This window comes from Streptomyces sp. NPDC053069, assembly GCF_044546895.1.
Lineage (GTDB): Bacteria > Actinomycetota > Actinomycetes > Streptomycetales > Streptomycetaceae > Streptomyces.
In genome coordinates this window covers 446,843-470,893 of sequence record NZ_JBITZN010000003.1, presented here as the reverse complement: position 1 = coordinate 470,893, position 24,051 = coordinate 446,843, and the positions used below count along the sequence as shown (strand labels likewise).

19 protein-coding genes are annotated in these 24,051 nt (G+C 73.0%); 8 read left to right on the top strand and 11 right to left on the bottom strand.

What is annotated here, in order from left to right:
* Positions 1-42: 42 nt before the first annotated feature.
* From ACIGXP_RS09135 to ACIGXP_RS09125, 3 genes are all read right to left on the bottom strand, one after another.
* On the bottom strand, positions 43-270 hold the full coding sequence (locus ACIGXP_RS09135; protein ID WP_363218486.1) for a hypothetical protein: 228 nt from the start codon (positions 268-270) through the stop codon (positions 43-45).
* A 223-nt stretch (positions 271-493) separates the two neighbouring features.
* Positions 494-1,051 (bottom strand): toxin-antitoxin system, toxin component, encoded by a 558-nt coding sequence (locus ACIGXP_RS09130; RefSeq protein WP_399765866.1) that lies wholly within the window; start codon positions 1,049-1,051, stop codon positions 494-496.
* Between the two features lie 14 nt (positions 1,052-1,065).
* Positions 1,066-1,722 (bottom strand): helix-turn-helix transcriptional regulator, encoded by a 657-nt coding sequence (locus ACIGXP_RS09125; protein WP_363218484.1) that lies wholly within the window; start codon positions 1,720-1,722, stop codon positions 1,066-1,068.
* 240 nt (positions 1,723-1,962) lie between these two features.
* Here ACIGXP_RS09125 and ACIGXP_RS09120 point away from each other — a divergent pair, with 240 nt between their 5' ends.
* From ACIGXP_RS09120 to fxsT, 3 genes are all read left to right on the top strand, one after another.
* The gene (locus ACIGXP_RS09120) at positions 1,963-2,634 is read left to right on the top strand and encodes a hypothetical protein (protein ID WP_399765862.1); all 672 of its coding nucleotides are present in this window, start codon (positions 1,963-1,965) and stop codon (positions 2,632-2,634) included.
* Positions 2,635-2,771: 137 nt separating this feature from the next.
* On the top strand, positions 2,772-4,241 hold the full coding sequence (locus ACIGXP_RS09115; protein WP_399765859.1) for a hypothetical protein: 1,470 nt from the start codon (positions 2,772-2,774) through the stop codon (positions 4,239-4,241).
* A gap of 450 nt (positions 4,242-4,691) precedes the next feature.
* Positions 4,692-8,705 carry an FxSxx-COOH system tetratricopeptide repeat protein gene (gene fxsT, locus ACIGXP_RS09110; protein ID WP_399765856.1) on the top strand — a complete coding sequence of 1,338 codons (4,014 nt, stop codon included), beginning with the start codon at positions 4,692-4,694 and terminating at the stop codon, positions 8,703-8,705.
* 199 nt (positions 8,706-8,904) lie between these two features.
* Here the strand turns inward: fxsT and ACIGXP_RS09105 are convergent, their stop codons facing one another.
* The 3 genes from ACIGXP_RS09105 to ACIGXP_RS09095 all read right to left on the bottom strand — a co-directional run bounded on the left by ACIGXP_RS09105 (position 8,905) and on the right by ACIGXP_RS09095 (position 12,154).
* A complete protein-coding gene (locus tag ACIGXP_RS09105) occupies positions 8,905-10,719 on the bottom strand; it encodes an HEXXH motif domain-containing protein (protein ID WP_399765853.1) in 1,815 nt (604 codons plus the stop codon).
* Between the two features lie 17 nt (positions 10,720-10,736).
* Positions 10,737-10,919 carry a hypothetical protein gene (locus ACIGXP_RS09100; protein ID WP_399765850.1) on the bottom strand — a complete coding sequence of 61 codons (183 nt, stop codon included), beginning with the start codon at positions 10,917-10,919 and terminating at the stop codon, positions 10,737-10,739.
* A gap of 116 nt (positions 10,920-11,035) precedes the next feature.
* On the bottom strand, positions 11,036-12,154 hold the full coding sequence (locus ACIGXP_RS09095; protein WP_399765847.1) for a trypsin-like peptidase domain-containing protein: 1,119 nt from the start codon (positions 12,152-12,154) through the stop codon (positions 11,036-11,038).
* Positions 12,155-12,408: 254 nt separating this feature from the next.
* Between ACIGXP_RS09095 and ACIGXP_RS09090 the strand changes: the two genes are divergently transcribed.
* From ACIGXP_RS09090 to ACIGXP_RS09075, 4 genes are all read left to right on the top strand, one after another.
* Positions 12,409-12,594 (top strand): hypothetical protein, encoded by a 186-nt coding sequence (locus ACIGXP_RS09090; RefSeq protein ID WP_363218477.1) that lies wholly within the window; start codon positions 12,409-12,411, stop codon positions 12,592-12,594.
* On the top strand, positions 12,591-14,378 hold the full coding sequence (locus ACIGXP_RS09085) for an HEXXH motif domain-containing protein (RefSeq protein WP_399765845.1): 1,788 nt from the start codon (positions 12,591-12,593) through the stop codon (positions 14,376-14,378). Before ACIGXP_RS09090 ends, ACIGXP_RS09085 begins: the two co-directional genes overlap by 4 nt.
* Positions 14,379-14,596: 218 nt before the next feature.
* The gene (locus ACIGXP_RS09080) at positions 14,597-16,645 is read left to right on the top strand and encodes a phosphocholine-specific phospholipase C (protein ID WP_399765842.1); all 2,049 of its coding nucleotides are present in this window, start codon (positions 14,597-14,599) and stop codon (positions 16,643-16,645) included.
* A 66-nt stretch (positions 16,646-16,711) separates the two neighbouring features.
* Entirely contained in the window at positions 16,712-17,578 is an 867-nt protein-coding gene (locus tag ACIGXP_RS09075) for a phospholipid scramblase-related protein (protein ID WP_363217508.1), read from the top strand.
* Positions 17,579-17,686: 108 nt separating this feature from the next.
* Here ACIGXP_RS09075 and ACIGXP_RS09070 read toward each other — a convergent pair whose 3' ends face one another.
* A complete protein-coding gene (locus ACIGXP_RS09070) occupies positions 17,687-18,643 on the bottom strand; it encodes a hypothetical protein (protein ID WP_399765839.1) in 957 nt (318 codons plus the stop codon).
* The gene (locus ACIGXP_RS09065) at positions 18,640-19,440 is read right to left on the bottom strand and encodes a phosphatase PAP2 family protein (protein WP_399765837.1); all 801 of its coding nucleotides are present in this window, start codon (positions 19,438-19,440) and stop codon (positions 18,640-18,642) included. Before ACIGXP_RS09065 ends, ACIGXP_RS09070 begins: the two co-directional genes overlap by 4 nt.
* Positions 19,441-19,608: 168 nt before the next feature.
* Here ACIGXP_RS09065 and ACIGXP_RS09060 point away from each other — a divergent pair, with 168 nt between their 5' ends.
* Positions 19,609-20,223: a TetR/AcrR family transcriptional regulator C-terminal ligand-binding domain-containing protein gene (locus ACIGXP_RS09060; RefSeq protein WP_363217505.1), complete on the top strand. Its 615-nt coding sequence runs from the start codon at positions 19,609-19,611 to the stop codon at positions 20,221-20,223.
* A gap of 150 nt (positions 20,224-20,373) precedes the next feature.
* On the opposite strand, the gene ACIGXP_RS09055 is transcribed toward ACIGXP_RS09060, so the two are convergent.
* The 3 genes from ACIGXP_RS09055 to ACIGXP_RS09045 form a co-directional block, all read right to left on the bottom strand.
* Positions 20,374-21,411, bottom strand: coding sequence for a DUF2510 domain-containing protein (locus ACIGXP_RS09055; protein WP_399765833.1), 1,038 nt, complete (start codon positions 21,409-21,411; stop codon positions 20,374-20,376).
* Positions 21,412-21,524: 113 nt separating this feature from the next.
* Complete coding sequence (locus ACIGXP_RS09050; protein WP_363217503.1) at positions 21,525-22,694, bottom strand: anhydro-N-acetylmuramic acid kinase; 1,170 nt, start codon at positions 22,692-22,694, stop codon at positions 21,525-21,527.
* A 3-nt stretch (positions 22,695-22,697) separates the two neighbouring features.
* Positions 22,698-24,008, bottom strand: coding sequence for an MFS transporter (locus ACIGXP_RS09045; RefSeq protein WP_399765830.1), 1,311 nt, complete (start codon positions 24,006-24,008; stop codon positions 22,698-22,700).
* Positions 24,009-24,051: the final 43 nt, after the last annotated feature.

Sequence of the window (24,051 nt, the reverse complement as noted above, 5' to 3'; positions counted from 1 at the left end):
GGCCGGGGCGGGGGAGCGCCGGTCTCCGCTCCGGAGGCCCGCTCAGTCCGGCGGGCACCAGTGGTGCAGCAGACGGAAGAACTCCTCCTCGTTGCCCGCGAGACCCGCGCGCGCCAGGGCCTGTTCCGCCTCGGCCAGCACGGCGGGCGGTACCACGGCGGGCCGGGCCTCGTCCGGCGGCCCGTCGAAGGCGGCGCGCACCGTGTGCAGCAGCCGGAGGTAGGCCTGTACGGCGGTGCGCTCACGGTCGGTCAGTACGGCGGTGGGCATCGGTCGGCTCTCCCCGAGTAGGCGTCATCGGTCATGCGCCCTGCGGCGCCGCGCGCCGCGCAGTACGGCGCACGCCTCCAGCTTGCCGCCCGCCACTGACAACGCCGTTCGACTCCGCGCCGGTTCGCCCGCTCAGCGGAGGCGAAAAGGACGAGCCGCGCCGAAGACGACGTGCGGGCGGCGGGCGCCGGGCGTCCCGGGGTGCTGCGGCGAACGCCCGGGGTCAGCCCTTTGCGCCCGAGTGGTATCCCAGGGACGCCTCGATGCGCCCGACCACGTCGTCCCGCTGCACCGGACCGCGCCCCGAACCGGCCAGCCAGGTACGGCACTTGCTGGCCAGCAGCAGGCCGAAGGTCTCGGCCTCCCGCTCCTCCGCGAGGTCGAAGCGGGTCCGCGCCGCGATCCGCTGCACCGTGGCCCGGAGCGCGTCATGGTCGGTGTCGTCGTGCAGCAGGCGGGTGGCGACCCCGACGGCGTCGACGTGGTGTCCGCGGTGGTCGGCCTGCATGTGCCAGAGCTCGTGGCCGAGGATCACCAACTGGTGGTCGGGCGCGGTGCGTTCCTCCACGACGACGAGGTCGCGGTCGGTCAGGTCCAGCCACAGCCCGCTCGCCGTGCCCGGCGGAAACGCGGCGGCCCGGAAGTGCACCGGCCGGCCGCGGCGGCGGCTCATCGCCTCGCACAGTGCGCGGTACAGCTCTCCCGGCGGTGCCGGCACGGGCAGCCTGAGCCCGCCCGCCAGCTCGTTGCACAGCCGGCGCATGTCCCTGCCGATGCCCACAGTCCTCCCCCGGCTCACGACTCGGGTCGTTTGACGCTCTCCAGGAGCATGTCGAGCCACTCCGCGACCTTGTCCCGGTGCTGGTCGGTGGGCAACTGCGCGGCGCGCCAGGCTATGCCGCGCACGCCGTGGTCCTGCAGCAGCCGCTCCAGCGGATCCTGGTCGGCCCCGGCGGCGGCCCGCTCCCGGTCGGCGAGCTTCTGCAGCAGCTCCTGCTCGGTGCGCTGCAGCGCACCGGCCAACGCCTCGGGGTCCTCGGCGGTGAGGAAGCCGGCGTGCACCCGGAAGAAACGCTGCAGCGCGTCGCAGTGCTCCATGGTCGGCCGCCGGTCGCCGTTGATGAGCGCGCCGGCCTGCTGCCGGGACATGCCCGCACCGTCGGCGATCTCCTGCTGGGTGTACTTGCGGCCGTTGGGTTTCAGCCGCGTACGCCGCAGCAGGCCCAGGCGCTGCAGAAAGCGGGCCTGGACGTCCGGTTCACCGGCCGGCCGGCCGCTGAGCAGGGCCTTGACCACCGCCTCCGGCACACCGCAGGCCACGGAGAGCCGCCCGACGTCGAAGACCTCGGACTGCGGCACGCCGAGCCGGTCGGCGAGTGCGGTGACGCGGGCGACGACGGCCGGCAGCTGGGCGGTCGCCGTGGCGCCCGGATCCTCGTAGCCATCCGTCACCGACAGAACTCCTACGTCTCTCGAGGGCTTCAGATGTGTCCGTGCTTCTCACGAGCGATCGCCGTGAACTTCCCGGAGAGTAGCGGGTGCCTCGAACTCACATCCAGGTGTCGCCACAACTGTGGCGAATTTCGGCCGTCAACGGGCATGGAATGCCACGATAGTTGACACGGTCTTGCCGGGGGCCGCAGGATCGCAGGGCCGCGTGAAGGCGGCAGAGGCAAGAGGGGTGACCTCCCGATGGCACATCAGGCAGGAGGGCGGCGGCCGGCACCGCGGCCCGTCCCCGAGACCTGCGAGACCCAGGCGTATCTCCAGGACTACGGCGTACTGCTGGAGGCCCTCGCCTGCCCGTCCCTGGTCGTCGACCACCGCTGGGACGTGGTCATGGCCAACGGCGCGTTCGAGACACTTTTCCGCGGGGTGCGCCGGTATGCGCCGGCCATGCCCGGGGACAACTTCCTGCGGTTCGTCCTCTTCCACCCGGACGCGGGCGACGTCCTCGGCGAGCACGAGCAGGGCTGGTGCCTGCCGATGCTGGCCCATCTCAGGTCCGCCCTGGAGACGTACGGTCACGACCACGAACTCCAGGCGATCCGCCGGGACATCGCCCAGGACCCGCTCATGGAGGCCGCCTACCGGCAGGGCCTGCCGCACTGGATCCGGGCCGTGGGGGAGACGGCCACCCGGATCGACGGGGCCGTGCGGCTGCTGGTCCATCCCGACCCGCGGCGCGGCCCCACCGAGTGCCGCATCGTCGAGGAGACGCCGGAGGTCCTGCGCGACCTCGGCTACCGGCGCCTTTCGATGGTCCTGCGCGAGAACCGCCGGCCCGCCGCACCCGTACGCCGCCCGCGCCGGTCACGTGGCCCGGCGGGGCACCTCACGGTCGTCCGCACCCCCGAGGACTGACCCGGCGCGCCCCTGGAGGCGCGGGCCCGTGCGCCGTTCGGGGTGGTGGTCCGTACTTCTGCTGCCCTTTCCCGGTGCCCGGCCTTACCCTGGTCGGCACCGTCAGGGAACCGCGCAGGCTGTCTGGAGGCAACGGGGTGGGAGAGCGCAGTCTGGAACGGGTCCGCAACGAGCTGATCGTGTCCATGGTGGACGCGCTGCAGCGGTCGGGAACGGTGAGCCAGCCGGCCGGCCGTGAGGTCTGGCTCGACCTGCTCTCCGGTGAACTGGGCCGGCGCGTGGAGCCGTACACCGGGGACCGGCTGCGGCCCTGGCTGCTGAGCGTGGCGAGGGCCTGCGCCGAGGTCGGCGACGGCCTCGCCTGTCTGGTGCGGTCCGTCGAGTACGTGGAGGAGGAGTCGACGACGGTCGCGGAGCTGTGGCCGCTGGTGGACGAGTGGGAGGCCGTCGACTTCTTCCAGGTCGACCTGCGCGGGCTGCGCCCCGTACTGCAGCCGATGATCTCCATGGACCTGTCGGCGGCGGCCCGCCGGGCCAGCCGGTCCCGGGTGCAGGAACTGCCCGCCTGGTGCCGTACGGCGTGGCAGGTCTTCCTGCGGCTGGCCGGGCAGAACACACCTCCCGGGGAACTCGCGCCCGGCATGGCGTTCCTGGCGCTGTGCGCGGAGTGGCTGGTGGAAGAGGGCAGCACGGAGGCGGCGGAGCGGCTGCGCCGCTTCAACCGGGAGCAGGCGGGGCGGCTGGGCGCCGAGGCGCTGCTCGCGGACTGGCAGCACGCGCAGGTCCTCCAGACCGAGCCCTCCGTGGTGCCCGCCTATCTGCTCATCCAGTTCGAGCCCGACCGCGTCGAGGCGGGCCGCTACTACCTCTCGCACTGGCGCCAGTCCGACTCCGAGGGCTGGCACCCGGTACGTGGCGAGACCGTCCATCTGCGCCGGGACGAGCTGCCGGCGGCGGTCGAGGCGCTGATCGAGGAGACCGAGGAGCGATGGGCCGATCTGCGCCAGCCGGTCTTCCTGGAGTTCGTCCTGCCGTGGGAACTGCTGAACGAGCCGGTGGAATGGTGGCCGAGGGAGTCCGACTCGCCCTCCCCGACCCCGCTGGTCCTCGACTATCCGGTGGTGGTGCGCAGCCTGGAGCGTCTGCAGCGGGGCGCCTGGCACCGGCCGTGGCGGGCCAAGTGGCGGCAGTTGAGCGAACGGCCGGCGGACAGCCGTTCCCACTGGAGCCACCCCGTGCAGGAGGGGACGTACTTCTTCCACCTGGAGCGTGAGCTGAAGGAGGACCGCCAGGCGGTCTGCCTGGTCCTCAGCGAGCCGCCGGGTGACGACTCGGGCGCCGGGCGGCGTGAGGTGCTGGCCGGGCTTCGGGCGGGGGTGCCGGCGATGATCTGGCACCGCAGCGACTGCTCCGACGCGGCCTTTCAGGATGCGCTCGGGGACATACTGGAGGAGCGGAGCCTGGGCAGTCTGGAGGACCGGGTCCGCAAGTGGCGCAACGAGGCGCTGGCCGCCGGGCCGGACGCGTGGGACGGGCACGTCGGCCGGCACCTCGCCATCCTGCTGGACGATCCGGACCGCAAACCGACACCGCCCGGTCCGGTGTAGGCGGCCATGGACTGGCGCGGCGGGGCGCGGCCGGACGCCGGGGCCGGCCGGTCGGGCGGACCGGCTCGGGGGCGGGCGGCCGAACCGCCGGCCGGGCTGTGCGCCGTCGTGCCGGGCCGGCCGGACCGTCCTCTCGGCCCCCCTGCGAGGCGGCCTTTTCCGGCCGTCTTCGTCCTTTCGGCCGGGCGGCGAAACGGCCCGGAGGCACCCTTGCGCGGTAGGGGGAGCGGTGCCACGCTGGTACGACTGCGCGCCCATGTTCCATCGCCTCATCCGGTCTTCTCTCACCCCTTCTGGCCTGTCGTCTTGCACCTGCGACAGTCCACTGACAGGGTGGGCGCGTGGTCACGCATGCCCGCGCGATGCGCCTCCCCTCCTTCATCCCGGCGACCAGAGCCCCTGGACGCGCAGAGAGTGCTTATGCGGTGTGACGATGACTCACGATCAGCGATGGCACCGACTTCTGACGCCGTGTCCCTTCAGGCGGCGTGCCAAGCCCTGAGCGGGCTCGCCGCACCCGACGCCGCCGGGCGCTGCGCCGTACTGCTGGTGGTGGACCACCACGTCACCATGCGGGTATGGGACTCGGTGGTCGAGCAACTCAGCTGCGGCCTGGCCGACTTGACGGGACTGGGTCCGGTGGCGGTCACCGGGCTGCTGTGCTCCGACGACACCGAACCGGACCGGGTCCGGCTGGCCGATCTGCCGCCCGTCAAGGCCGCCCGCCGGGTGGTGCTGGTGCTGACGGACGGCCTCGCCGCGGGCTGGCGGTCGGGAGCGGTGCTTCCGCTGCTGCGGGAACTGGGCGCGATGGGCCCCCTTGCGGTCCTGGAGCTGCCGCCGCAACGGCTGTGGTTCCGTACCGGGCTGGACGTCCGCCGGATGCGACTGCGGGCCGGGGCGCCATGGGCACCCAACACCGAGCTGCGCTGGGAGCTGCGCACCTCGCCGCTGGAGCCCGTCGACGACGTCGACCCGGCGGGCGTGGTGCCGGTCCCCGTCCTGGAGCTCACCGAACGGTCGCTGGCGGGCTGGGCCGGCCTGGTGACCGGCCGCGGCGCCGGCCGGCTGGAGACGTCCGGCCTGCGCGCGCGCGAGTGGAAGCGCCGGGCGGACGCGGCGCGGGCCGTGCCGTGGATCGACGACGTACCCGATCCCGCGAGCGGCGTACCGCCGTGGGAGCGGGTCTCGGAGTTCCGGGCGGCGGCCTCGCCCACCGCGTTCGCGCTCGCCACCCGGTTGGCTGCGGCCCCGCTGACACCGCAGGTGATGCGGGCCGTCACCGCCTCGTTACCGGGCGCCGGTCCGGCCCACCTCAGCGAGCTGCTGATGAGCGGCCTGGTGCGGCCCGCGGGCGGGGAGGCCGACCGGGCGGCCGATGTGATCTTCACGTTCGGCCCCAACATCCGCCAGGAGCTGCTGGCCCTGTCCCGGCGCCGGGACACCGTGCGGGTGCTGCACGAGGTGCGGTCACTGATGGCGGCGACGCCGGGGGACGGCGAGGACGGCGAGCCTGCCGTGACGGCGGACGGCGAGGCTGTCACCGCGGAAGGCGCCGAGGCCGCCGGACCCGCCGCGACCGCTATCGGCCGGCCGGCCGACGCCGGTCCGGTGCCGCCCGTCACGGTGCGCAATGTGTCCCTGCTGCGGGTGGAACTGGCCGCGCTGTCCGCCCTCTCCGGGCGTTTCCTCACCCGGGCCGGGCAACTGGCCCGGGCGATCGACGAGTACGACCGCCAGCACACCGTCAGCCTGCGCAAGGGCAGCGGAGTCCGCAGGCCCGCCCGGACGGAGAGTCCGCGGCGATCCGGGCCCGCCGGCTCACCCGACCCCGCGCAGACCGCGTCAGTCCCCCGGGGCGCCGGGACCACTTCAGGAGGAGCCACGGCCATGACCACCACGCAGCAGCAGCCGACGGTGGGCAGCGGGCAGTCCACGCCGCGGGTCTGGGGCAACATCCCCCCGCGCAACCCGAATTTCACCGGCCGCGTGGATCTTCTCGAACGTCTGGGCGAGCGGCTGCGCGAGGGCACGACCACCGTGCTGCCCGAGGCGATCCACGGCATGGGCGGTGTGGGCAAGACCCAGCTGGCCATCGAGTACGCCTACCGGCACCAGTCCGAGTACGACGTCGTCTGGTGGATCCCCGCCGAGCGGCCCGGTCAGATCGGACAGGCCCTGGTGGAACTCGCCCAGCGGCTCGGGCTGGTCAGCAGCGCCGAGGCGAACATCGCCGGGCCCGCGGTGCGCGAGGCGTTGCGCGAGGGCCGGCCGTACTCCCGCTGGCTGCTGATCTTCGACAACGCCGACAGCCCGGAGCGGGTGCGGGAGTACTTCCCGACCGGCGGCAGCGGCACCATCCTGGTCACCTCCCGCAACCGCCGCTGGAGCGTGGTCGGCCCCTCCCTGGAGGTGGACGTCTTCACACGCGACGAGAGCAAGCAGCTGCTGCGCCGGTCCAGGGCCTACGGCGAGGAACTCAGCGACCAGGACGCCGACCGTCTCGCCGAGGCCCTCGGTGACCTCCCGCTCGCCCTGGAACAGGCGGCGGCCTGGCGGGCGGAGACCGGGATGCCGGTCTCGGAGTACCTGCGGCTGTTCGAGGACAAGCGCAGCGAACTCCTGGCGGTCTCGCCGCCCGCCGACTACCAGCTGCCGGTCGCGGCGGCCTGGAACGTCTCCCTCGACCACCTGGAGACCCGCAGCCGGACCGCGCTGCGCCTGCTCCAGCTGTGCTCCTACTTCGCCCCGGACCCGATCTCGCGTTCGATCTTCTCGGGTCTCGGAGCCTCCCAGATCGATCCCGACCTGGACCGGGCCCTCAACGATCCGATGCGGCTGGCCCGCGCCATCCGGGAAATCAACCGCTACTCGCTCGCCCGTATCGACCACCGGACCAACTCGATCGAGATGCACCGCCTCGTGCAGGCGGTGCTGGTCCACCGGATGACCCCCGAGGAACAGAAACGCATGCGCAATGGGGCTCACACACTGCTCGCCGCCGCCGACCCGAAGGGACCCAACCAGGCGGGCAACTGGCCTCGCTATGCGGAGCTGTACGGCCATGTCATCGCGTCCACGGCCATCGAGTCCGACCAGCCGTGGGTGCGCGAGCTCGTGATGAACGTCGCCAAGTACCTGTGGTACTGGGGCGATCACCCGGTCGCCCTGGAGTTCTCGGAGCAGGCGTGGGAGACCTGGCAGCGGCTGTTCGGGCCGGAGGACCAGCAGACCCTGCTGATGGGCTGGTGGCTGGGCTTCCTGTATCTCATGGTGGGGCGCCATGACGATGCCGCCGAGGTCGTGTCCGTCCTGAAGGAGGCCTATACCCGGACCGCTCCGGCCGACCAGGAGGACACCCGCGAGGACGCGCTGGTGGCCCTGAACCTCGAAGCCGCGGTACGACGGCACCAGGGGGACTTCATCGCCGGTGCCGAGGTGGACGAGCTGGCCTATCAGCGGGCCTTGCGCGCCTTCGGCGAGGACGACCCCACCACGCTGGTCACCTCGCACAACCTCGGCGTCAGCCTGCGGCTGGTCGGCGACTTCCAGCGCGCCCTGGAACTCGACCGGAAGACCCATGTGATGAAGGTGCGGCTGTTCGGCCGTGACCATCAGCAGTCCCTGGTGACCGAGGCGAGTGTCGCCGTCGACGTGCGCGAGACGGGCAACTACGTCGGCGCCCGATCCCTTCAGCAGGCCGTCGTCGACGGCTACCGCGACACCTTCGGGCCGGAGAACCCCACCACGTTGCGGAACGTGCGCCAGCTCAGTGAGGCCTGCCGCAAGGAGGGCGACCAGGTGACCGCGCTGCTCCTGGCACGCGAGACGTTCGACCAGTTCACCCGCCGTTACGGCGACACGCACCCGGAGTCCCTGACGTCCGCGCTCGCCCTGTCGGTGGCACTGCGGCACAACGGTGACCTGGAAGGCGCGCTGGAGCGCGGGGTGAAGGCCGCGGAGGGTTTCCGCTCCGTCTTCCGGCCGGACCATCCCCATGTCATGGCCGCGGATGTGGACCTCGCGGTGACGCTGCGGCTCCTGGGCCGGGTGGCGGAAGCCAGAGAGCTGGACGAGGCGGCGCTGGCCTCGCTGAGCGGGCGGCTCGGTGACAGTCACCCGATCGTGCTGGCCTGCGCCATCAACCTGGCGAGTGACCTCAGTGCGCTGGGGCAGGTGGCCGAGGCCCGCGCACTGGGGGAGCGCACGGTGGCGCTGTGCCGTTCGCGGCTGGGGGAGGACCACCCGACCACGCTGGTGGGCGCGGCCAATCTCTCCCTGGACCTCATCGCCGTCGGCGAGCAGGCCGAGGGCGAGGCGCTGCGCGCAGCCACCCTGGCCCGGATGGAGCAGGTCCTGGACGAGCCGCGCCTCAGGTCGGCCGAGCCCGCCCCACACCCGGCGACCGAGCAGGCCAGGGCCCGGCGGCGCAGCGACTGCGACATCGACCCGATGCCGATGTAAAACCACCCATGTCACTCCTCCGCCTACCCGGACGGCAGTCACCGTGACGGACGGCCTTGCGCGTGGTCGAGCCGGGCCGGACAGGGAGGCGGGCCGTCTTGGGGTGGGTCGCCGTCCTTTGCGGTTGGGCGGGGTCAGGTGCGGGGTGGGTCGCCTTGCTTCGCGGTCGAGTCGAGGCCGGTCGCCGACGACGGTTGCCTCACTGCTCGGTCGAGCCGAGCCAGGTGCCGAGGTGGATCGGGTCGGGGGCGGTGCCGGTGGTGCGGAGGAGGGCCTGGTGCACGGCTCGGGCGCGCTCCGGGTGGTGGCAGAGCAGGCGGGCCGCCGCCGTGTCGGTGCCCGCCATGGCGAGGGCGCGGCCGAGGCCCGCCCAGGCTCCGGCGGGGCAGGCATCGGTGGCCAGGTGTGACACATAGGCGTCCCGGGCCGCCGTGGCGTCGCCCGCGGCCAGCAGTGCGTCCGCGGTCAGCGCACCGGCGACCCTGGCGGCCGTCTTCTCGGCCGCGTCGGGTGGGGTCCCGTCGTCGTCCGTGCCGGCGAGACGGTAGCGGGCGAGCACCGACAGACTGTCGAGCCAGCGGGCCGACGGGTCGGGCACGGTCCCGGGCTCCGCCGCCAGCGAGGAGGGCGGCGTGTCCGCTCCGTCCAGCCATGCGCGGACCGCGTCGTCGACCGCCGGAGCGGGAGGCTGCCAGTGATGCGCGCGCCAGCGGGCGAGACGGTCCTGCGCGCACAGCCGGGCCAGCGCCAGGCAGTCCTCGGGTACCGGCTCGGACTGCCACTGCGCGGCTCGCTCGCGCAGCGCCTCCAGCAGCGCCGCGCCCAGCGGGGTGAAGCGCGGGTGGCGATGTATCTGCTCCATCGCCGTGGTCACATGGATGCGCCACAGGGCGAACTCGAAGTGCGCGAGGGCGTCCCCTTCCGCTGCGGCGGCGCGGTGCGTACGCCAGAACGCGGTGATCCCCATGAAGGCGTAGATACCTTGGAGCAGTCCGTCCAGCGGCCGCGGATCGTCCCGCCAGGGTGCGTACCACAGCTGAGGGGACGCACTGGTGTCGCGGGTCAGCAGCGGGGTCAGGTGCAGCAGGCCGCCGAGCTTCGTGTGCTGGAACTCGTGGACGAGGGTGACGGCCAGCTGAGTGGCGTCGTCCGGTTCCGAGGCCTCGATACCGCCGAACGCGTCCCCGGATGTGACGCTACGCGGCCGAAACCTTTCCCTTGCGGCTGTGGGAGTCAGTGAGAGCCAACTGCGGCGCATCGCGTCGGCCGTGGCGGGCTGCTCGTCCAGCAGCACGGCCCAAGCCCGCCCCAGGAACTCCCGCCACAGCGCCGCGGCTTCGTCGGACAGCGGTTGGGGCTCGGTCGGCGGCGGATACGTCCGGTAGGGGTCCGAATCGTCCAGGGCGATGTCGAGCCGCCGGCCCTCGGGCCCGACGACAACCCGTCGCACAGGGTGCCAGTGCGGGCCGGACGAACCCGGCGGAAACGGTACTGCGACCGTGGCACCGGGCACCTCCAGTACGGCCCTTCCGTCCTGCGCCCGGACGGTGGCCGTACCCCACGGCTCACGCACCGGCAGCACCGCGCAGCCGAGCGTCGGCAGGGGTACCCGGCCGTGCCACACCGGCACATCGATGGCGAAGTCCAGACCGGCGCGCAGTCCCGCCGAGGCGGCCAGGGCGCCGGCATGGCCGAGCACCACCGACAGCGGCGGCTCCTCCACGGCTGCCGCGCCACGCAGCCGACGCAGTACGGTGGCCAGCCACATGCCCGTCTGCGGGTACATCAGGAGGTCCTCGACGACCTGGGGAGCGTGGCGCTGCGCCCGGCTGATCAGGTCCCAGGCGGGGCCGAGGTCCGTGATGTCGTCGAGTATCCGCAACAGCAGCAGGCGGCGGCTGCGCTCGGCCCCGAGGAGGAAGTCCAGGGTCTCCGAGCCGCCCTCGCCCCGGATCAGCTCCAGGACGCCGGCGGCGGGCAGGCGATGATGGGGCAGGGAGGGCTCAGCGCTCACGAGCGGCCCCGTGCGCGTCAGTCGAACCGCATGGCCCCGCCGTCGAGTTGGCTGACGCTGGCCAGATGGTGGTCGATCTGTGGCAGCAACTCCCGTACCGACGGCGCGAGCACTCGGTCGTCCATGGAGCGCAGCGTTTCAAGAGATACCCCCGCGAGATCGACCAGGCTGGACTCCACGTCGGACACAGTCGGCTCCATGGCGGCCAAACCCCTTCCCCCGGCTGTGTTTGGATGCTGGCTGCTCACATCCTCCTCATCATGACCCGCCGCACGGACGATGAAACCCCGCGCTCAGCCGGGCGCGCGATATCAGGTCACCCCGCGTCCGGGCCGGACCGGTGGCGCCGGGACAGTGCCGAAGCAGCCCGGTCCAGAAGCGCCACCCCGGCCGATCCGTCCTCCAACAGCCGTACCGCTTCCAGGAATTGGTCCAGGCTTCCCGGATAGCGCAGGCAGGTGCGCAGGATCCCGAACACGTCCGGCCGCAGGGAGGGCGAGCGGGGGCTCATCGCCGCGATCGACGGGTCGATGCCGGACAGCACCAGGTCGAGCGTGGTGCGGTCGGCCACGGTCGGCAGGGTGACCAAGGCGTCGGCCAGCGGGGCGAGTTCGCCGAGCCGGAGGTCGGAGGGCAGATGGGCCAGGTCGGCCGGGGCCGGTGAGGCGCCGGTGACCTCCGGCGCACGGGACAGGCCGGCCGGGGACGGGGGCAGTCCGGCGTATGTATGCAGGGTGGTCAGCTCGGCGGGGCTCAGCAGCGCGTACCAGCGGCTCACCCGGACGGCCGCGAGCCGGCCCAGCCCGTCCGCCGGATGGTGGGTGCTGATCAGGCCGACCAGCCGCCCGTCGTACCACACGGCCGCCCCCGACATCCCCTCCCAGGGCGAGCGCCGCGGATCCGGGTCGGCGGCCGGCGGGGTCACCGCCAGCTCCAGTGTGCCTTCGCGACGGTTGGAGAGGACCGAAGTGAGCCCGTGTGCATGGCAGGAGTCGCGGTACTGCGAGGGCGAACCGTCGTCCAGCAGACGCATCCGGTCCTTGCGGAGCTTGAAGCGGGGAAAGCCCAGCGCGCTCCACGGCAGGTGCAGATCCGCGTCCGGCAGGTCGCCGTAGAGCGGGGGGCCGGCCGGTGCCGCGTGCGGACCGGGCGGCGGCGGACCGGTGAGGGCGAGGAGTGCCACGTCCGCCTTGCCGGAGGCGAGAACCACCCGGGCCGGCGCGGTCCACTCGTCGGGGCGGTCGGCGTCGAACCGGACCCGCACAGCGTCCTCGGCCGCGCCCTGTACGACGTGCGCGGCCGTGAGCACCCAGCAGGGACCCACCCGGTAGCCGGAGCCGCGCCGGCCCGGACCCCGGGCGTCGCCCGTCGCCCGGACCATCACCTCCGCCACCCGGAGCGGGTCCAGACCGGGGCGTCCGTCCGGCTCCGGCACCGGGCTCAGCCCGTCCGCCGCGGAGCGGCCCCGGAACAGGGCAAAGCCGCGGCGTGGCAAAAGAGTTCAGTCACGCTCGCGTTCTACCCGCAAGGCGTCGGGGATCACTCATTTCGGGTGGCTTTCCGTGCGGCGGCCGTGGGGTGGGGTGTCGGTGCACTAGAGTCGATCAAGTCGTATGAATACCGCCGAAAGGTGGTATTCAGTGACATTCTTCGTCGGATCCAGTTCATGCCACACACAGGGACAGCGCGATGCACATGCCGGGAGTCGAGTCCGAGCTGGTTGATCTCAGTGGCGTTCGGCTGGACGACTTGCCCGGGACGCAACTGCCGCCGTCCGACGCCTCCATGAGCCGGCTGCTCGGCCGGATCGACGACGGTGAAGGCAGCTACGGCGGCTACCAGCCGCCGCGCGAGGCCCAGGGACTTCTTCCGTGACCCACCCGGCTTCCGTGACCCACCCGGCCGCCCCGCCCCATGTCCTTTCCGCCACCGCCTTCGACGAACTGCTCTGCGGTGCCGGCGGGCCGGACACCGTGGCCGGCCTGAGGGCGAGCGAGCGCAGCTGGCGGCTGCTCGCCATCCGTGCGGTGCTGGACACCGCACCACCGCCGGACCTCGCCGGCCCGCTGCCGCCGCCTGCCGAAGCCTGGCAGTTGCTCGTCCGGGCCGGGGCGGCCGACCCGGCCGCGGCCGAGCGGGTGCTGGCCTACCCGGCGACCGGCGCCTGGGCCGCCCACACCCTGCGCCGGCTGCGTGGCAGCGCCCGGGACGACGCACCTGTGTGGGTGCACATCGGCCACCTCCAGGCCCTCGCGGCGAGCGCGGCGATCCTGGCCGGGCTGGAGTTCCGTGCGGACGTGCCGGTGCGGCGCGGCTGGGTGGTGCTGCCCTGCCTGGGGGCCCTGCGACTGGACGGTGGCGGCCACGAGCCGGACACCGCCGAGGCGTACGACGACGGTGCCGCCTGGTCGACCGCCGAGGTACGCGCCGAAGGCGGAGGACGCGTCACGGTCGCCGCACGGCCCGTGCCCGGCCCCGGCTGGCACCCCCTGACCCAGCTGACCGCCGAGGGCTGCACCCTGGTGCTCGACGACCTCGACCCCTACCGCACCCTGCGCACACCCGCCGTCCCCGAGCCGCTCCCCGCCGCCGACGACTGGCGACAACTGTTCGCCGGGGCGTGGGAGGTGCTGAGGGAGACCGGGGCCGAGGAGGCCCGGGCGATCGCACGGGGGCTGTCCGTGGTCGTGCCCCGGCCGCGGGCCGAGCGGTACCGGCCGCACAGCGCCTCCTCCGGGGACGCCTTCGGCGCGGCGCTGGCGTCCGTCCCCGACGACGCCGAGCAGTTCGCCTCGACTCTCGTGCACGAGTTCCAGCACAGCAAACTCAGTGCGCTCATGCACCTGTTCACCCTGCACGAGGACACCGGCGAACAGCGGTACTACGCTCCCTGGCGCGACGACCCGCGCCCCCTCGGCGGTCTGCTGCAGGGTGTATACGCCTTCCACGGTGTCACCCGGTTCTGGCGCCGCCGTCAGCACCCCCTCGCCCACTTCGAGTTCGCCCTGTGGCGCACCCAGACCGCGCACGCCCTGCACTCCGTCGCCGCCGCACCCCAGCTCACCGAGCTGGGACGGAGGCTGGTGGCCGAGCTGACCGCAACGCTCCGGCCCTGGCTCACCGAACCGGTCGGCGCCCGCGCGCTCGCCGCAGCCGAACTCGCCGCCGCCGACCACCGGGCGACCTGGCGGGCCTATCATCTGCGGCCCGATCCGGACGCGGTTGGCGAGTACGCCGAGGCCCTCGCGCGGAGCGCCCCGCCGCCCCCGGGCCTTTCCACCCCCAGACTGGTCCCCGGGCGTCCGGTGCGTGGCTTGGACACGCGCGCGGTGCTGCTGCGCCGTCTGCTGGCCGACCCCGAGGACGTCCACCGTTTCGGCGCAGCCCCCGGCGCCGTCGTCGAGGGCGCGCGCCCCGAGGACGTCGCCCTGGTCACGGGCCGCACCGGAGAGGCGCTCGACGCCTTCCGGAGCCGGATCGTCCGGGGCGAGGGCGACCCGGAGACCTGGACCGGCCTTGCCCTTGCCGCCCGCGCGCACGGCGACCCGGGAGGCGAGGCCCTCCTCGCCGCCCCCGAACTCGCCATGGCCCTGTACGCGCTGGGCGAACGGGACCCGCTGGAACTGGGCCGCACCCTCGCACGGCAGTTCACCCCGTAGCCCGAAGTCACCGGCCCGCCACGAGCGTTGGCTTCGGTGACCGGTGCCTCATATGCCCCCGTGGTGCGCACCGCACGGACCGCCGAGTTTCACACAGGCGCCACCAGACCCTTCCCTGACGTTTGCTGCTCTTGGAACACTCGCTCCGCGCAGATTCCGTCATGTGTACGGCATCACGGCGGCATCATGTACGTCAGGACGAGAGGACCCTCACACCCATGGCCGAAGTCAACCGGCGCCGTTTCCTTCAACTCGCGGGCGCCACCACCGCGTTCACCGCGCTGTCCGGCAGTATCCAGCGCGCCGCGGCCCTGCCCGCGCACCATCGCACGGGGACGGTCCAGGACGTCGAGCACATCGTCGTCCTCATGCAGGAGAACCGATCCTTCGACCACTACTTCGGCACGCTCCGCGGCGTCCGCGGTTTCGGCGATCCCCGCTCCGTCACGCAGAACGGCCGGTCGGTCTGGAAGCAGTCCGACGGCACGAAGGACATCCTGCCCTTCCATCCGGACGCCGACGACCTGGGCCTGGCCTTCATCCAGGACCTGCCGCACGGCTGGCAGGACACGCACGCCGCCTTCAACGGGGGCAAGTACGACAAGTGGGTGCCGGCCAAGGGCACCACGACCATGGCGTACCTGACCCGCGAGGACATCCCGTTCCACTACGCGCTCGCCGACGCCTTCACCCTCTGCGACGCCTACCACTGCTCGTTCATGGGCTCGACCGACCCGAACCGCTACTACATGTGGACCGGTTACGTCGGCAACGACGGCAAGGGCGGCGGCCCCGTCCTCGGCAACGACGAGAAGGGCTACGGCTGGACGACGTACCCGGAGCGCCTGGAGCAGGCCGGGGTCTCCTGGAAGATCTACCAGGACGTCGGCGACGGCCTGGACGCCGCCGGCGGCTGGGGCTGGATCGACGACGCCTACCGCGGCAACTACGGTGACAACTCGCTGCTCTATTTCAACCAGTACCGCAATGCCAAGCCCGGCGACCCGCTGTACGACAAGGCCCGCACCGGCACCGACGCGAAGAAGGGCGAAGGCTTCTTCGACCAGCTGAAGGCCGACGTGAAGGCCGGCAAGCTGCCGCAGGTCTCCTGGGTCGTCGCCCCCGAGGCCTTCACCGAGCACCCCAACTGGCCCGCCAACTACGGCGCCTGGTACATCTCCCAGGTCCTCGACGCGCTCACCGCCGACCCCGAGGTGTGGGCCAAGACCGCGCTGTTCATCACGTACGACGAGAACGACGGCTTCTTCGACCACGTCGTCCCGCCCTTCCCGCCGGCTTCGGGCGCCCAGGGCAAGTCGACCGTCGATCCCTCCCTCGATCTGTACAAGGGCGACGCGAGCCATGTCGCCGGTCCCTACGGACTCGGCCAGCGGGTGCCGATGCTGGTGGTCTCGCCGTGGAGCAAGGGTGGTTACGTCTGCTCCGAGACCTTCGACCACACCTCGATCATCCGGTTCATCGAGCGCCGCTTCGGCGTGCGGGAGCCGAACGTCTCGCCCTGGCGCCGCGCCGTCACCGGCGACCTGACCAGCGCCTTCGACTTCTCCCGCAAGGACACCAAACCGGTCGCGCTGCCGTCCACGGCCGCCTATCAGCCGCGGGACCGGGGCCGTCACCCCGACTACGTGCCCAAGCCGCCCGCCAACCCCTCCCTGCCCAGGCAGGAGCGCGGCCACCGGCCCACCCGCCCGCTGAAGTACGCCCCGGTGGTGGACGGTTCCGCGGACACGGCGGCCGGCACCTTCACGCTCACGTTCGCCTCGGGGGCGCACGCGGGCGCCGCCTTCCTCGTGACCTCCGGCAACCGCACCGACGGCCCCTGGACCTACACCACCCAGGCCGGCAAGTCCCTGTCCGACACCTGGAACTCGGCCTACTCCGGCGGCGTCCACGACCTCGCCGTGCACGGCCCCAACGGCTTCCTGCGCGTCTTCAAGGGCAAGGGGAAGGCGGCGGGCCCCGAGGCGACCGCCCGGCACGTGGGCGACCACCTGGAACTCACCTTCACCAACAAGGGTGCCGGCACGGTGAGGCTGAGGCTCGTGAGCGGCTACGGCGGCAGTCCGGCCACCGTGACCGTACGGCCCGGCGCGACGGTCAGGCACACCGTCGACCTCACGGTGAGCAAGCGCTGGTACGACGTGACGGTCACCTGCGACGGCGACCCGGCCTTCCTGCGCGGCTTCGCCGGCCACGTCGAGAACGGGCGCCCCGGCGTCAGCGACCCGGCCATCGCCGCGGAGTGAACGGGCGATGAACACCGCTCCGTGCGGACTGGTCAGGTACCGGTCACAGCAGGGTAGTGTGCCCCGGTGACCACGCAATCGAACACTCCTGCAGGCTGGTACCCGGATCCGCACGGAGCGCCGCAGACGCTCCGCTACTGGGACGGCGCGCAGTGGACCGAGCACACCAACCCGGCGCAGGCGCCCGCCGGTCAGATGCCCCAGCAGCAGACCGCTCCGCAACAGCAGACCGCTCCGCAGCACTACGGCGCCCCGCAGGCGCAGACCGCCGACCCCAAGGTGCAGCGCCAGGTGCAGCAGCAGGCCGGGGTCGCGGCCGGCGGCCCCGGCGGCGGCACCCTGTTCACCGAGCCCGTCCTGGTGGTGAACCAGAAGGCCAAGCTGATCGAGGTGACCAACGAGTACAAGGTCATGGATCAGAACGGCCGCGAGATCGGCTCGGTCACCGAGGTCGGCCAGGGCGTGCTGAGGAAGATCTTCCGCTTCATCTCCAGCTGGGACCAGTTCCTGACCCACAAGCTGGAGATCCGCGACGCCTACGGGCAGCCGCAGCTGCTGCTGACCCGCCCCGCGAAGATCTTCAAGTCCCGGGTCATCGTGACCCGCCCGGACGGCTCGCAGGTCGGTGAGATCGTCCAGCAGAACATGATCGGGAAGATCAACTTCGCGATGAACGCGAACGGCCAGCAGGTCGGCGCGATCAAGGCGGAGAACTGGCGGGCGTGGAACTTCGCCATCGTCGACCACGCGGACAACGAGGTGGCCCGGATCACCAAGACCTGGGAAGGCCTCGCCAAGACGCTCTTCACGAGCGCCGACAACTACGTCCTGCAGATCCACTACCAGCTGCCCGAGCCGCTGCTGAGCCTCGTGGTGGCGACGGCCCTGACCGTCGACACCGCGCTGAAGCAGGACTCGCGGGGCTGGAACTGAGCGGGCCCCGACGGGGAGAACGGAACACGGGGAGTACGGCGACGGCGGCCGGTGCCTGCGCAGTTCGCGCGCACCGGCCGCCGTCGTGTGTCCGCGGAGCCCGGGCGGTCAGAGCGAGGTGAGGTGTCCCGGCTGTTCCGGCTGCCGGGGCACCAGCGCGGGTTCGGCGGTCGCCGTGCCCGGCTCCAGCGCCAGCACCGCGGCCACGGGGTGGTCATCGTCCTCAAGCACCGGCTGCACCGGATCCGGCGTGCCCCGGGTGAGCAGGACCACGCCCCGGGACGCCAGGCCGGCCCCGGCGAGGGCCAGCAGGACGCCGGCCGGGCCGCCCCTGAGGTCCTGGCCGAGCAGGGTGAGCCCGATGACCGCGGCCGCCACCGGGTTGGTGAGGGTGACCACCGCCAGCGGCGCGCCGAGGCCGTCGCGGTAGGCGGTCTGGGACAGCAGCAGCCCGCCGGCGGCGAACGCGGCGACGAGCACGGCGACGACGATCACCTCGGTGCTCGGGCCCGGCCCGGTGCGGTCGGTGGCCGCCACGGTCACCGTCTGGGTCAGCGCCGAGGCGACACCGGAGGCGAAGCCGGACGCCGTCGCGTGCCTGAGACCCGGCCGGGCGCCGGGCCACGACAGCATGCCGATGGCGGCAGCGGTCGTACCGGCGACCGCCAGCGCCTCGGTCAGGGTCAGCACCCGTGCGGGCGCCGGTCCCGAGGCGGTGACGAGCAGTGCGGCGAGCCCGAGCAGCGTCAGCGCCGTACCCCGCCACTCCGCCGTACCGACCCGGCGTCCGGCCGCCCGCGCCCCGAGCGGCACGGCCGCGACCAGGGTGAGCGCGCCCAGCGGCTGGACGAGGGTGAGCGGACCGTACTTGAGGGCGACGACGTGCAGCAGGGCGGCGGCCGCGTTCAGGCCGACCGCCGACCACCAGGCACCGGTGCCGAGCAGCCGCAGCAGGCCGGTGCCGGTGGTGCGCGAGGCGAGGCGCTCCTGGGCGACGGCGGCCAGCGCGTAGGCGACGGCCGAGACGAGGCAGAGGGCTACGGCGGCCAGGGCGGCGGCGCTCATCGGCCCGCTCCCGCGAGGACGTGCTCGCGCGGCGCGAGCCGGCCGGTGCCGCCTCCCGGCGCGGTGGCCTTCGGGTGCGGCGGACGGACCACGGCCAGGGCTGTGCCGAGCATGGCCGTGGCCACGAGCGCGTCGAGCCAGTAGTGGTTCGCCGTGCCCACGATCACCAGCAGGGTGATCAGCGGGTGCAGCAGCCACAGCGGGCGCCACCGGGACCTGGTGGCCGCGATCAGGCCGACAGCCACCATCAGCGCCCAGCCGAAGTGCAGCGACGGCATCGCCGCGAACTGGTTGGACAGGTGGTCGCCGGCCGGCGGGCCGTACACGGACGGGCCGTACCGGCGGGCGGTGTCCACCAGACCCGTACCGGTCAGCATCCGCGGCGGGGCGAGCGGGAAGGTGAACGGCAGCACCAGCGCGGCGGTGGTGACGAGGGCGAGGACCCGGCGGGCCCACACATAGTGGGCGGGCCTCCTGAGGTAGAGCCAGACCAGGAAGGCGAGCGTCGCCGGGAAGTGGACGGTGGCGTAGTAGGTGTTCGCGAGGCGGACGAGGGTGTCGCCGTGCAGCAGTGCGGACTGCACGCCGTTCTCGTGCGGGAGATGCAGGGTCCGTTCCAGGTCCCACACGCGGTGTGCGTTGTGGAAGGCGGTCCCGGTGTGCCCGATGGCCAGTTGCCGGCCGAGCTTGTAGACGAGGAAGAGCCCCGCGACCAGCAGAAGCTCACGTATCAGCGCCGGACGCGCGGTCGCGTCCGGCTCCGCTTCTGCCTCTGCAGGCTCGGTTCGGGCATTCATCCCCCGGCCCCTTCGCTGACGGTGGTGCGGGTGTGCACATCATCGATACGCTGACGTACCGATACGCCAGTGTACCGATACGGTTTGGTACCGGTACACTGGCGTATCGATTGATGTGCGACACACTGGAGACACAGGGCCAGGGCCCAGAGTGAGAGGAAGCACCGCATGACGTCGCAGGCCGCGGACGGACCGGAGACGGTCGTCGCCTCGCGCCGCTCCAAGATCACGCCGGAGCGTGAGCGGGAGTTCTTCGACGCCGTGCTGGAGCAGATCCGCGAGTGCGGCTACGAGTCGGTCACCATGGAGGGCGTCGCCGCCAGCACCCGCTGCAGCAAGTCCACGCTCTACCGGCAGTGGAAGACCAAGCCCCAGTTCGTGGCGGCCGCACTGCGCGCCAACCGCCGGGTGCGGTTCGCCGGCATCGACACCGGATCGCTCGCCGAGGACCTGCGCCAGGCCGCGCGGGCCGCGGGTGACTGGTCCGGCAAGGACACCAGGCTGCTGCAGGCGCTCGGGCACGCGGTGACGGCGGACCAGGAACTGGCCCGGGCGCTGCGCGAGGCGCTGGTGTATCCGGAGATCGCCGCGCTGCAGGAGATGCTCGCGCGGGGTGTGGCCCGGGGCGAGGTGCGAGCGGACCATCCGGCCCTGGAGTACATCCCCGCGATGATCTTCGGCGTGCTGCGCGTAAGGCCCGTGCTCAGCGGCCAGTACGCCGACGCCGACTATCTCGCCCGTTTCGTGGAGGCCACCGTGCTTCCTGCGCTCGGGCTGACATAGGACTCAGGTCGCCGTTCACGGGATGACTCGACGGCGACCTGCCCGCGCCGCACCGTGGGGACGGGGGCGGCGCGCACCCCCGGCCGGGTGGGGCTCCTCTTGAGCGGAGGGGAGCCCCGCCCGGCCACATCATGTCCGGGCGGGCCGGGATCAGACGTCCTGGCCGTTCCCGCCCCCGGACGAGACCTTGATCCCCTTGAGGATCTCGTCGATGACCGACGTGTTCTGTCCGACGTCGATGCCGAAGCGCACCACCACGATCTGCCGGGCGTCGTCGGGCGAGGGGAAGGCGACCGACTCGACGTATCCGTCGGCGCCCTTGCTGGTGACCGCCTTCCAGCGCACCATGTAGCCCTTCTGCCCGGCCACCGTCACCGTCCCGGAGCCGAGCACCTGGTGCGAGGTGATGCTGCCGTAGGTGCTCCCGCCGTAGGACTGCTTGGCGTTCGCCGCGATGTCCGCCTTGGCGACCTCCTCCGCGGTGTCGCCCTTGATGCGCAGTGCCCGCGCCGGAGCCGTGTAGGCGCCGCCGGGGGTGCAGGTCTGGGCGGGATTGCCCGGGCACGTGTAGGAGTCGTCGGAGGTCACCTCCGCGCCGAGGCGGATCGTCTGCCCGGTCCAGCCCTGGGGCACCGGCAGGCTGATCCCGTTGGCCAGGTCCGGCACCGTGCCGCCGCCCTTGACCTTGGGAGCCTCGGGCTGACCCGGCGACGGCGAGGCCCCACCGGATCCGCCCCCGGACCCGCCCTGACCGCCGAAGCCGCCCGAGCCGCCGGGTCCGCCGCCCTGGCCGCCGTCCTGCCCGCCCGCGGCTCCCTGCCGGGTCCCGGCCCGGTCGGCGTGGCCGTCGGGGTTCTTGGCGAGCGCCCACGCGCCGACCACGATGCTCGCCAGGACCGCCACCCCCACCGTGACGGCTATGCCGGTGCGCAGGCGCCGGGACCCGTTGCGGGCCGCAGCGGGGTAGGCCGGATACGCCGGATACCCGGGCTGTGCGCCGTACCCGGGGGGAACGGAGGGTGCCGCCGGGTGCGCCGGCTGCTGTGCCGGGGGACCCCACGGGGCGGCCGTCCCGGCGGGGCGGGTCCGGTCCGTCCAGGCCTTGCCGTCCCACCAGCGCTCGGTGGGCGGACCGTCGTTCGTCTGCCCGGGGTCGGGGTACCACCCGGGGGGAGTCACCTGCGTCATGCCCATACCGTATGAGGCGACGGTGAAAGCGCGATGAGAGGACCCGTGTCCCCGCCCTCGGACGAGATGATCCGCCCCGTCGGTTCCGCCCCGCGGCCGCCCGGCCGCCCTCGTCACGGCCCCCGGTCCGCCCCCTCCACCACCAGTCGCACCGGCCCGCGCGACGCCGCCGGCGGCAGCCGGAACCCGTCCCTGCCCGGGGTCAGCGACCCCAGCACGCTCGGATGGCGGGCGCCCGTGCTGCGCGGATCGGTACCGGGCAGGCCATGGGCGGTCAGGAAGCCGAGGACCGCGAAGGCGTACGCCTCCTTCGCGGCGCCCGGCAGCCCCAGCTCGTCCGAGGCACGCACCGCAACGGGCGCCAGCTCCTCCCGGAGCATCCTCACCAGCACCGGGTTGCGGATGCCGCCGCCGGACGCGATCACCTCGCCGGCGCCGACGGACCGCACCGCGTCCGCGACCGTCCGGGCCGTCAGCAGGGCGAGGGTCGCCAGCGCGTCCTCGGGACGGATGCCGTCGAACAGCCCTGCCGACCGCAGATACCCGGCGTGGAACACCTCCTTGCCAGTGGTCTTCGGCGGTGGCAGCGCGTAGTACGGCTCCGCGAGCAGCCGGTCCAGCAGCCGCCGCTCCGGCCGCCCGCGCCCGGCCAGCGCGCCGTCCGCGTCATAGGCCTCGCGTCCGCCGCTGAACTCCCGGACCGCCGCGTCCAGCAGCGCACAGCCCGGTCCGGTGTCGAACGCCGTCCCGTCCGGCGCGGTCAGATTCGCGATGCCGCCGATGTTCAGGGCCACCGCCCGGCCCGGCCTGCCGCGCAGCCACAACAGATCGACCAGGCTGACCAGCGGCGCGCCCTGACCGCCGGCCGCGACGTCCCGGGCCCGGAAATCGGCGACCACCGGCAGCCCGGTCGCCTCCGCGATCCAGGCGGGCTGACCGATCTGGAGCGTGCCGTGCACCCGGCCGCCCGCCGCCCAGTGATACACGGTCTGCCCGTGCGAGGCCACCAACTCCGCCCGCCCGCCGCACAGTTCACGGTCCGCCCGCACCGCCGCCGCCGCGAACGCCCGCCCGATGCCGGTGTCCAGCCGGCACACCTCGGCGAGCGGTACGGCGGCCGGCGGCAGCGCTCCCGTGAGCGCCGCGCGCAGACCGGCGTCGTACGGGCTGCTCACCATCCCCAGGGGCCGCAGCAGCAGCGTGTCACCGTCGAGCCGGAGCCCGGCCGCCGCCGCGTCGACCGCGTCGTACGACGTCCCCGACATCAAACCGATCACCAGCATCGGTCAACTCACCTTCCCCGAGGGGTGTGTCCGCTTCTTCGAGGGATGTCCGAGCAGGGCCAGGGCGCTGACCGCGCACGCCGTCGCCGCGTAGTACGCGGGCACGTCCGGGTTGCCGGTGCGGCGCACCGCCTCCGTGATGATCAGCCCGGCGCAGCCGGAGAACACCGCGTTCGCCAGGGCGTAGGCGAGACCGAGGCCCGTCCAGCGCACCCCGGTCGGGAACGTCTCGGCCAGCAGCGCGGGGCCCGGACCGGCCATCAGGCCCACCATCGCGCCCGCAGCGGCGAGCGCCCACCCCTTCACGAGTCCCGAAGCAGCCGGATCCTGAAGGAGATCGAGGACCGGAAGCGCCGTCACCGCCACCAGCACGGCCCCCGCGATCAGCACCGGACGCCGCCCGACCCGGTCGCTGAGCAGTCCCGCCGGCAGGATCGCCGCCGCGAACCCCGCGTTGGCCACGGCCGCGGAGAGCAGCGCCCGGCGCACATCCGCATGCAGCGAGACCTGGAGGTACGAGGGCAGCACCACCAGGAACGTGTAGCCGGCCGCCGCCCAGCCCGTCACCCGCGCCGCCGCGAGCAGCAGCGCCCCGGACCCGAGCCGCACCGTCCGCACACCCTCCCGCTCCGCGTGCGCCAGGAACGACGGGGTCTCCGCCAGCCCCGCCCGCAGCCACAGCGCCACCATGCCCAGCGGCAACGCCAGCAGGAACGGCACACGCCAGCCCCAGGCGGCCAGCTGGGCCCCGGAGAGCACGGCCGCCGTCAGCGCCGCCACGCCCGCCCCGCAGAGCAGCCCCAGCGCCACCGTGAACGACTGCCACGCCCCGTACAGACCCCGCCGTCCCGGCGGCGCGAACTCCGTCAGCACCGTCACGGCACCACCGAACTCCCCGCCCGCCGACAGCCCCTGAAGCACCCTCAGGAACGTCAGGAGCCACGGGGCGAGCGCGCCCGCGGTGCCGTACGTCGGCAGCACGCCGATCAGCGTCGTCGTCCCCGACATCAGCGCGACCACCGCGATCAGCACCGGACGCCGCCCCCACCGGTCGCCCAGCCGGCCGAACAGCACCGCGCCGAGCGGCCGGAAGAAGAAGGCCAGCGCGAACGAGGCGTACGTTCGCACCAGCGCCTCGGCCGTGCCGCCGCCCGCCGGGGCGAAGAACCGCTCGGCCAGCACGGTGGCCAGAAAGCCGTAGACCCCGAACTCGTACCACTCGACGAGATTGCCCACCGAACCCGCCGCCACCGCGCGCACCGCCGGCCCGCGCGAGGGCGCTCGGGCGCCGGAAACAGGTTTCGTGCCAGCCATGGTTGACGCTCCGTCCGCTGCTGACCGGCTGCTCGGGCCGGGT

Bases quoted from the DNA above. Each gene is read 5' to 3' on its own strand.
- ACIGXP_RS09135 (WP_363218486.1), bottom strand. From the start codon at position 270: ATGCCCACCGCCGTACTGACCGACCGTGAGCGCACCGCCGTACAGGCC.
- ACIGXP_RS09120 (WP_399765862.1), top strand. From the start codon at position 1,963: ATGGCACATCAGGCAGGAGGGCGGCGGCCGGCACCGCGGCCCGTCCCC.
- fxsT (WP_399765856.1), top strand. From the start codon at position 4,692: ATGGCACCGACTTCTGACGCCGTGTCCCTTCAGGCGGCGTGCCAAGCC.
- ACIGXP_RS09100 (WP_399765850.1), bottom strand. From the start codon at position 10,919: ATGGAGCCGACTGTGTCCGACGTGGAGTCCAGCCTGGTCGATCTCGCG.
- ACIGXP_RS09090 (WP_363218477.1), top strand. From the start codon at position 12,409: ATGCACATGCCGGGAGTCGAGTCCGAGCTGGTTGATCTCAGTGGCGTT.
- ACIGXP_RS09080 (WP_399765842.1), top strand. From the start codon at position 14,597: ATGGCCGAAGTCAACCGGCGCCGTTTCCTTCAACTCGCGGGCGCCACC.
- ACIGXP_RS09070 (WP_399765839.1), bottom strand. From the start codon at position 18,643: ATGAGCGCCGCCGCCCTGGCCGCCGTAGCCCTCTGCCTCGTCTCGGCC.
- ACIGXP_RS09065 (WP_399765837.1), bottom strand. From the start codon at position 19,440: ATGAATGCCCGAACCGAGCCTGCAGAGGCAGAAGCGGAGCCGGACGCG.
- ACIGXP_RS09060 (WP_363217505.1), top strand. From the start codon at position 19,609: ATGACGTCGCAGGCCGCGGACGGACCGGAGACGGTCGTCGCCTCGCGC.
- ACIGXP_RS09055 (WP_399765833.1), bottom strand. From the start codon at position 21,411: ATGACGCAGGTGACTCCCCCCGGGTGGTACCCCGACCCCGGGCAGACG.
- ACIGXP_RS09050 (WP_363217503.1), bottom strand. From the start codon at position 22,694: ATGCTGGTGATCGGTTTGATGTCGGGGACGTCGTACGACGCGGTCGAC.
- ACIGXP_RS09045 (WP_399765830.1), bottom strand. From the start codon at position 24,008: ATGGCTGGCACGAAACCTGTTTCCGGCGCCCGAGCGCCCTCGCGCGGG.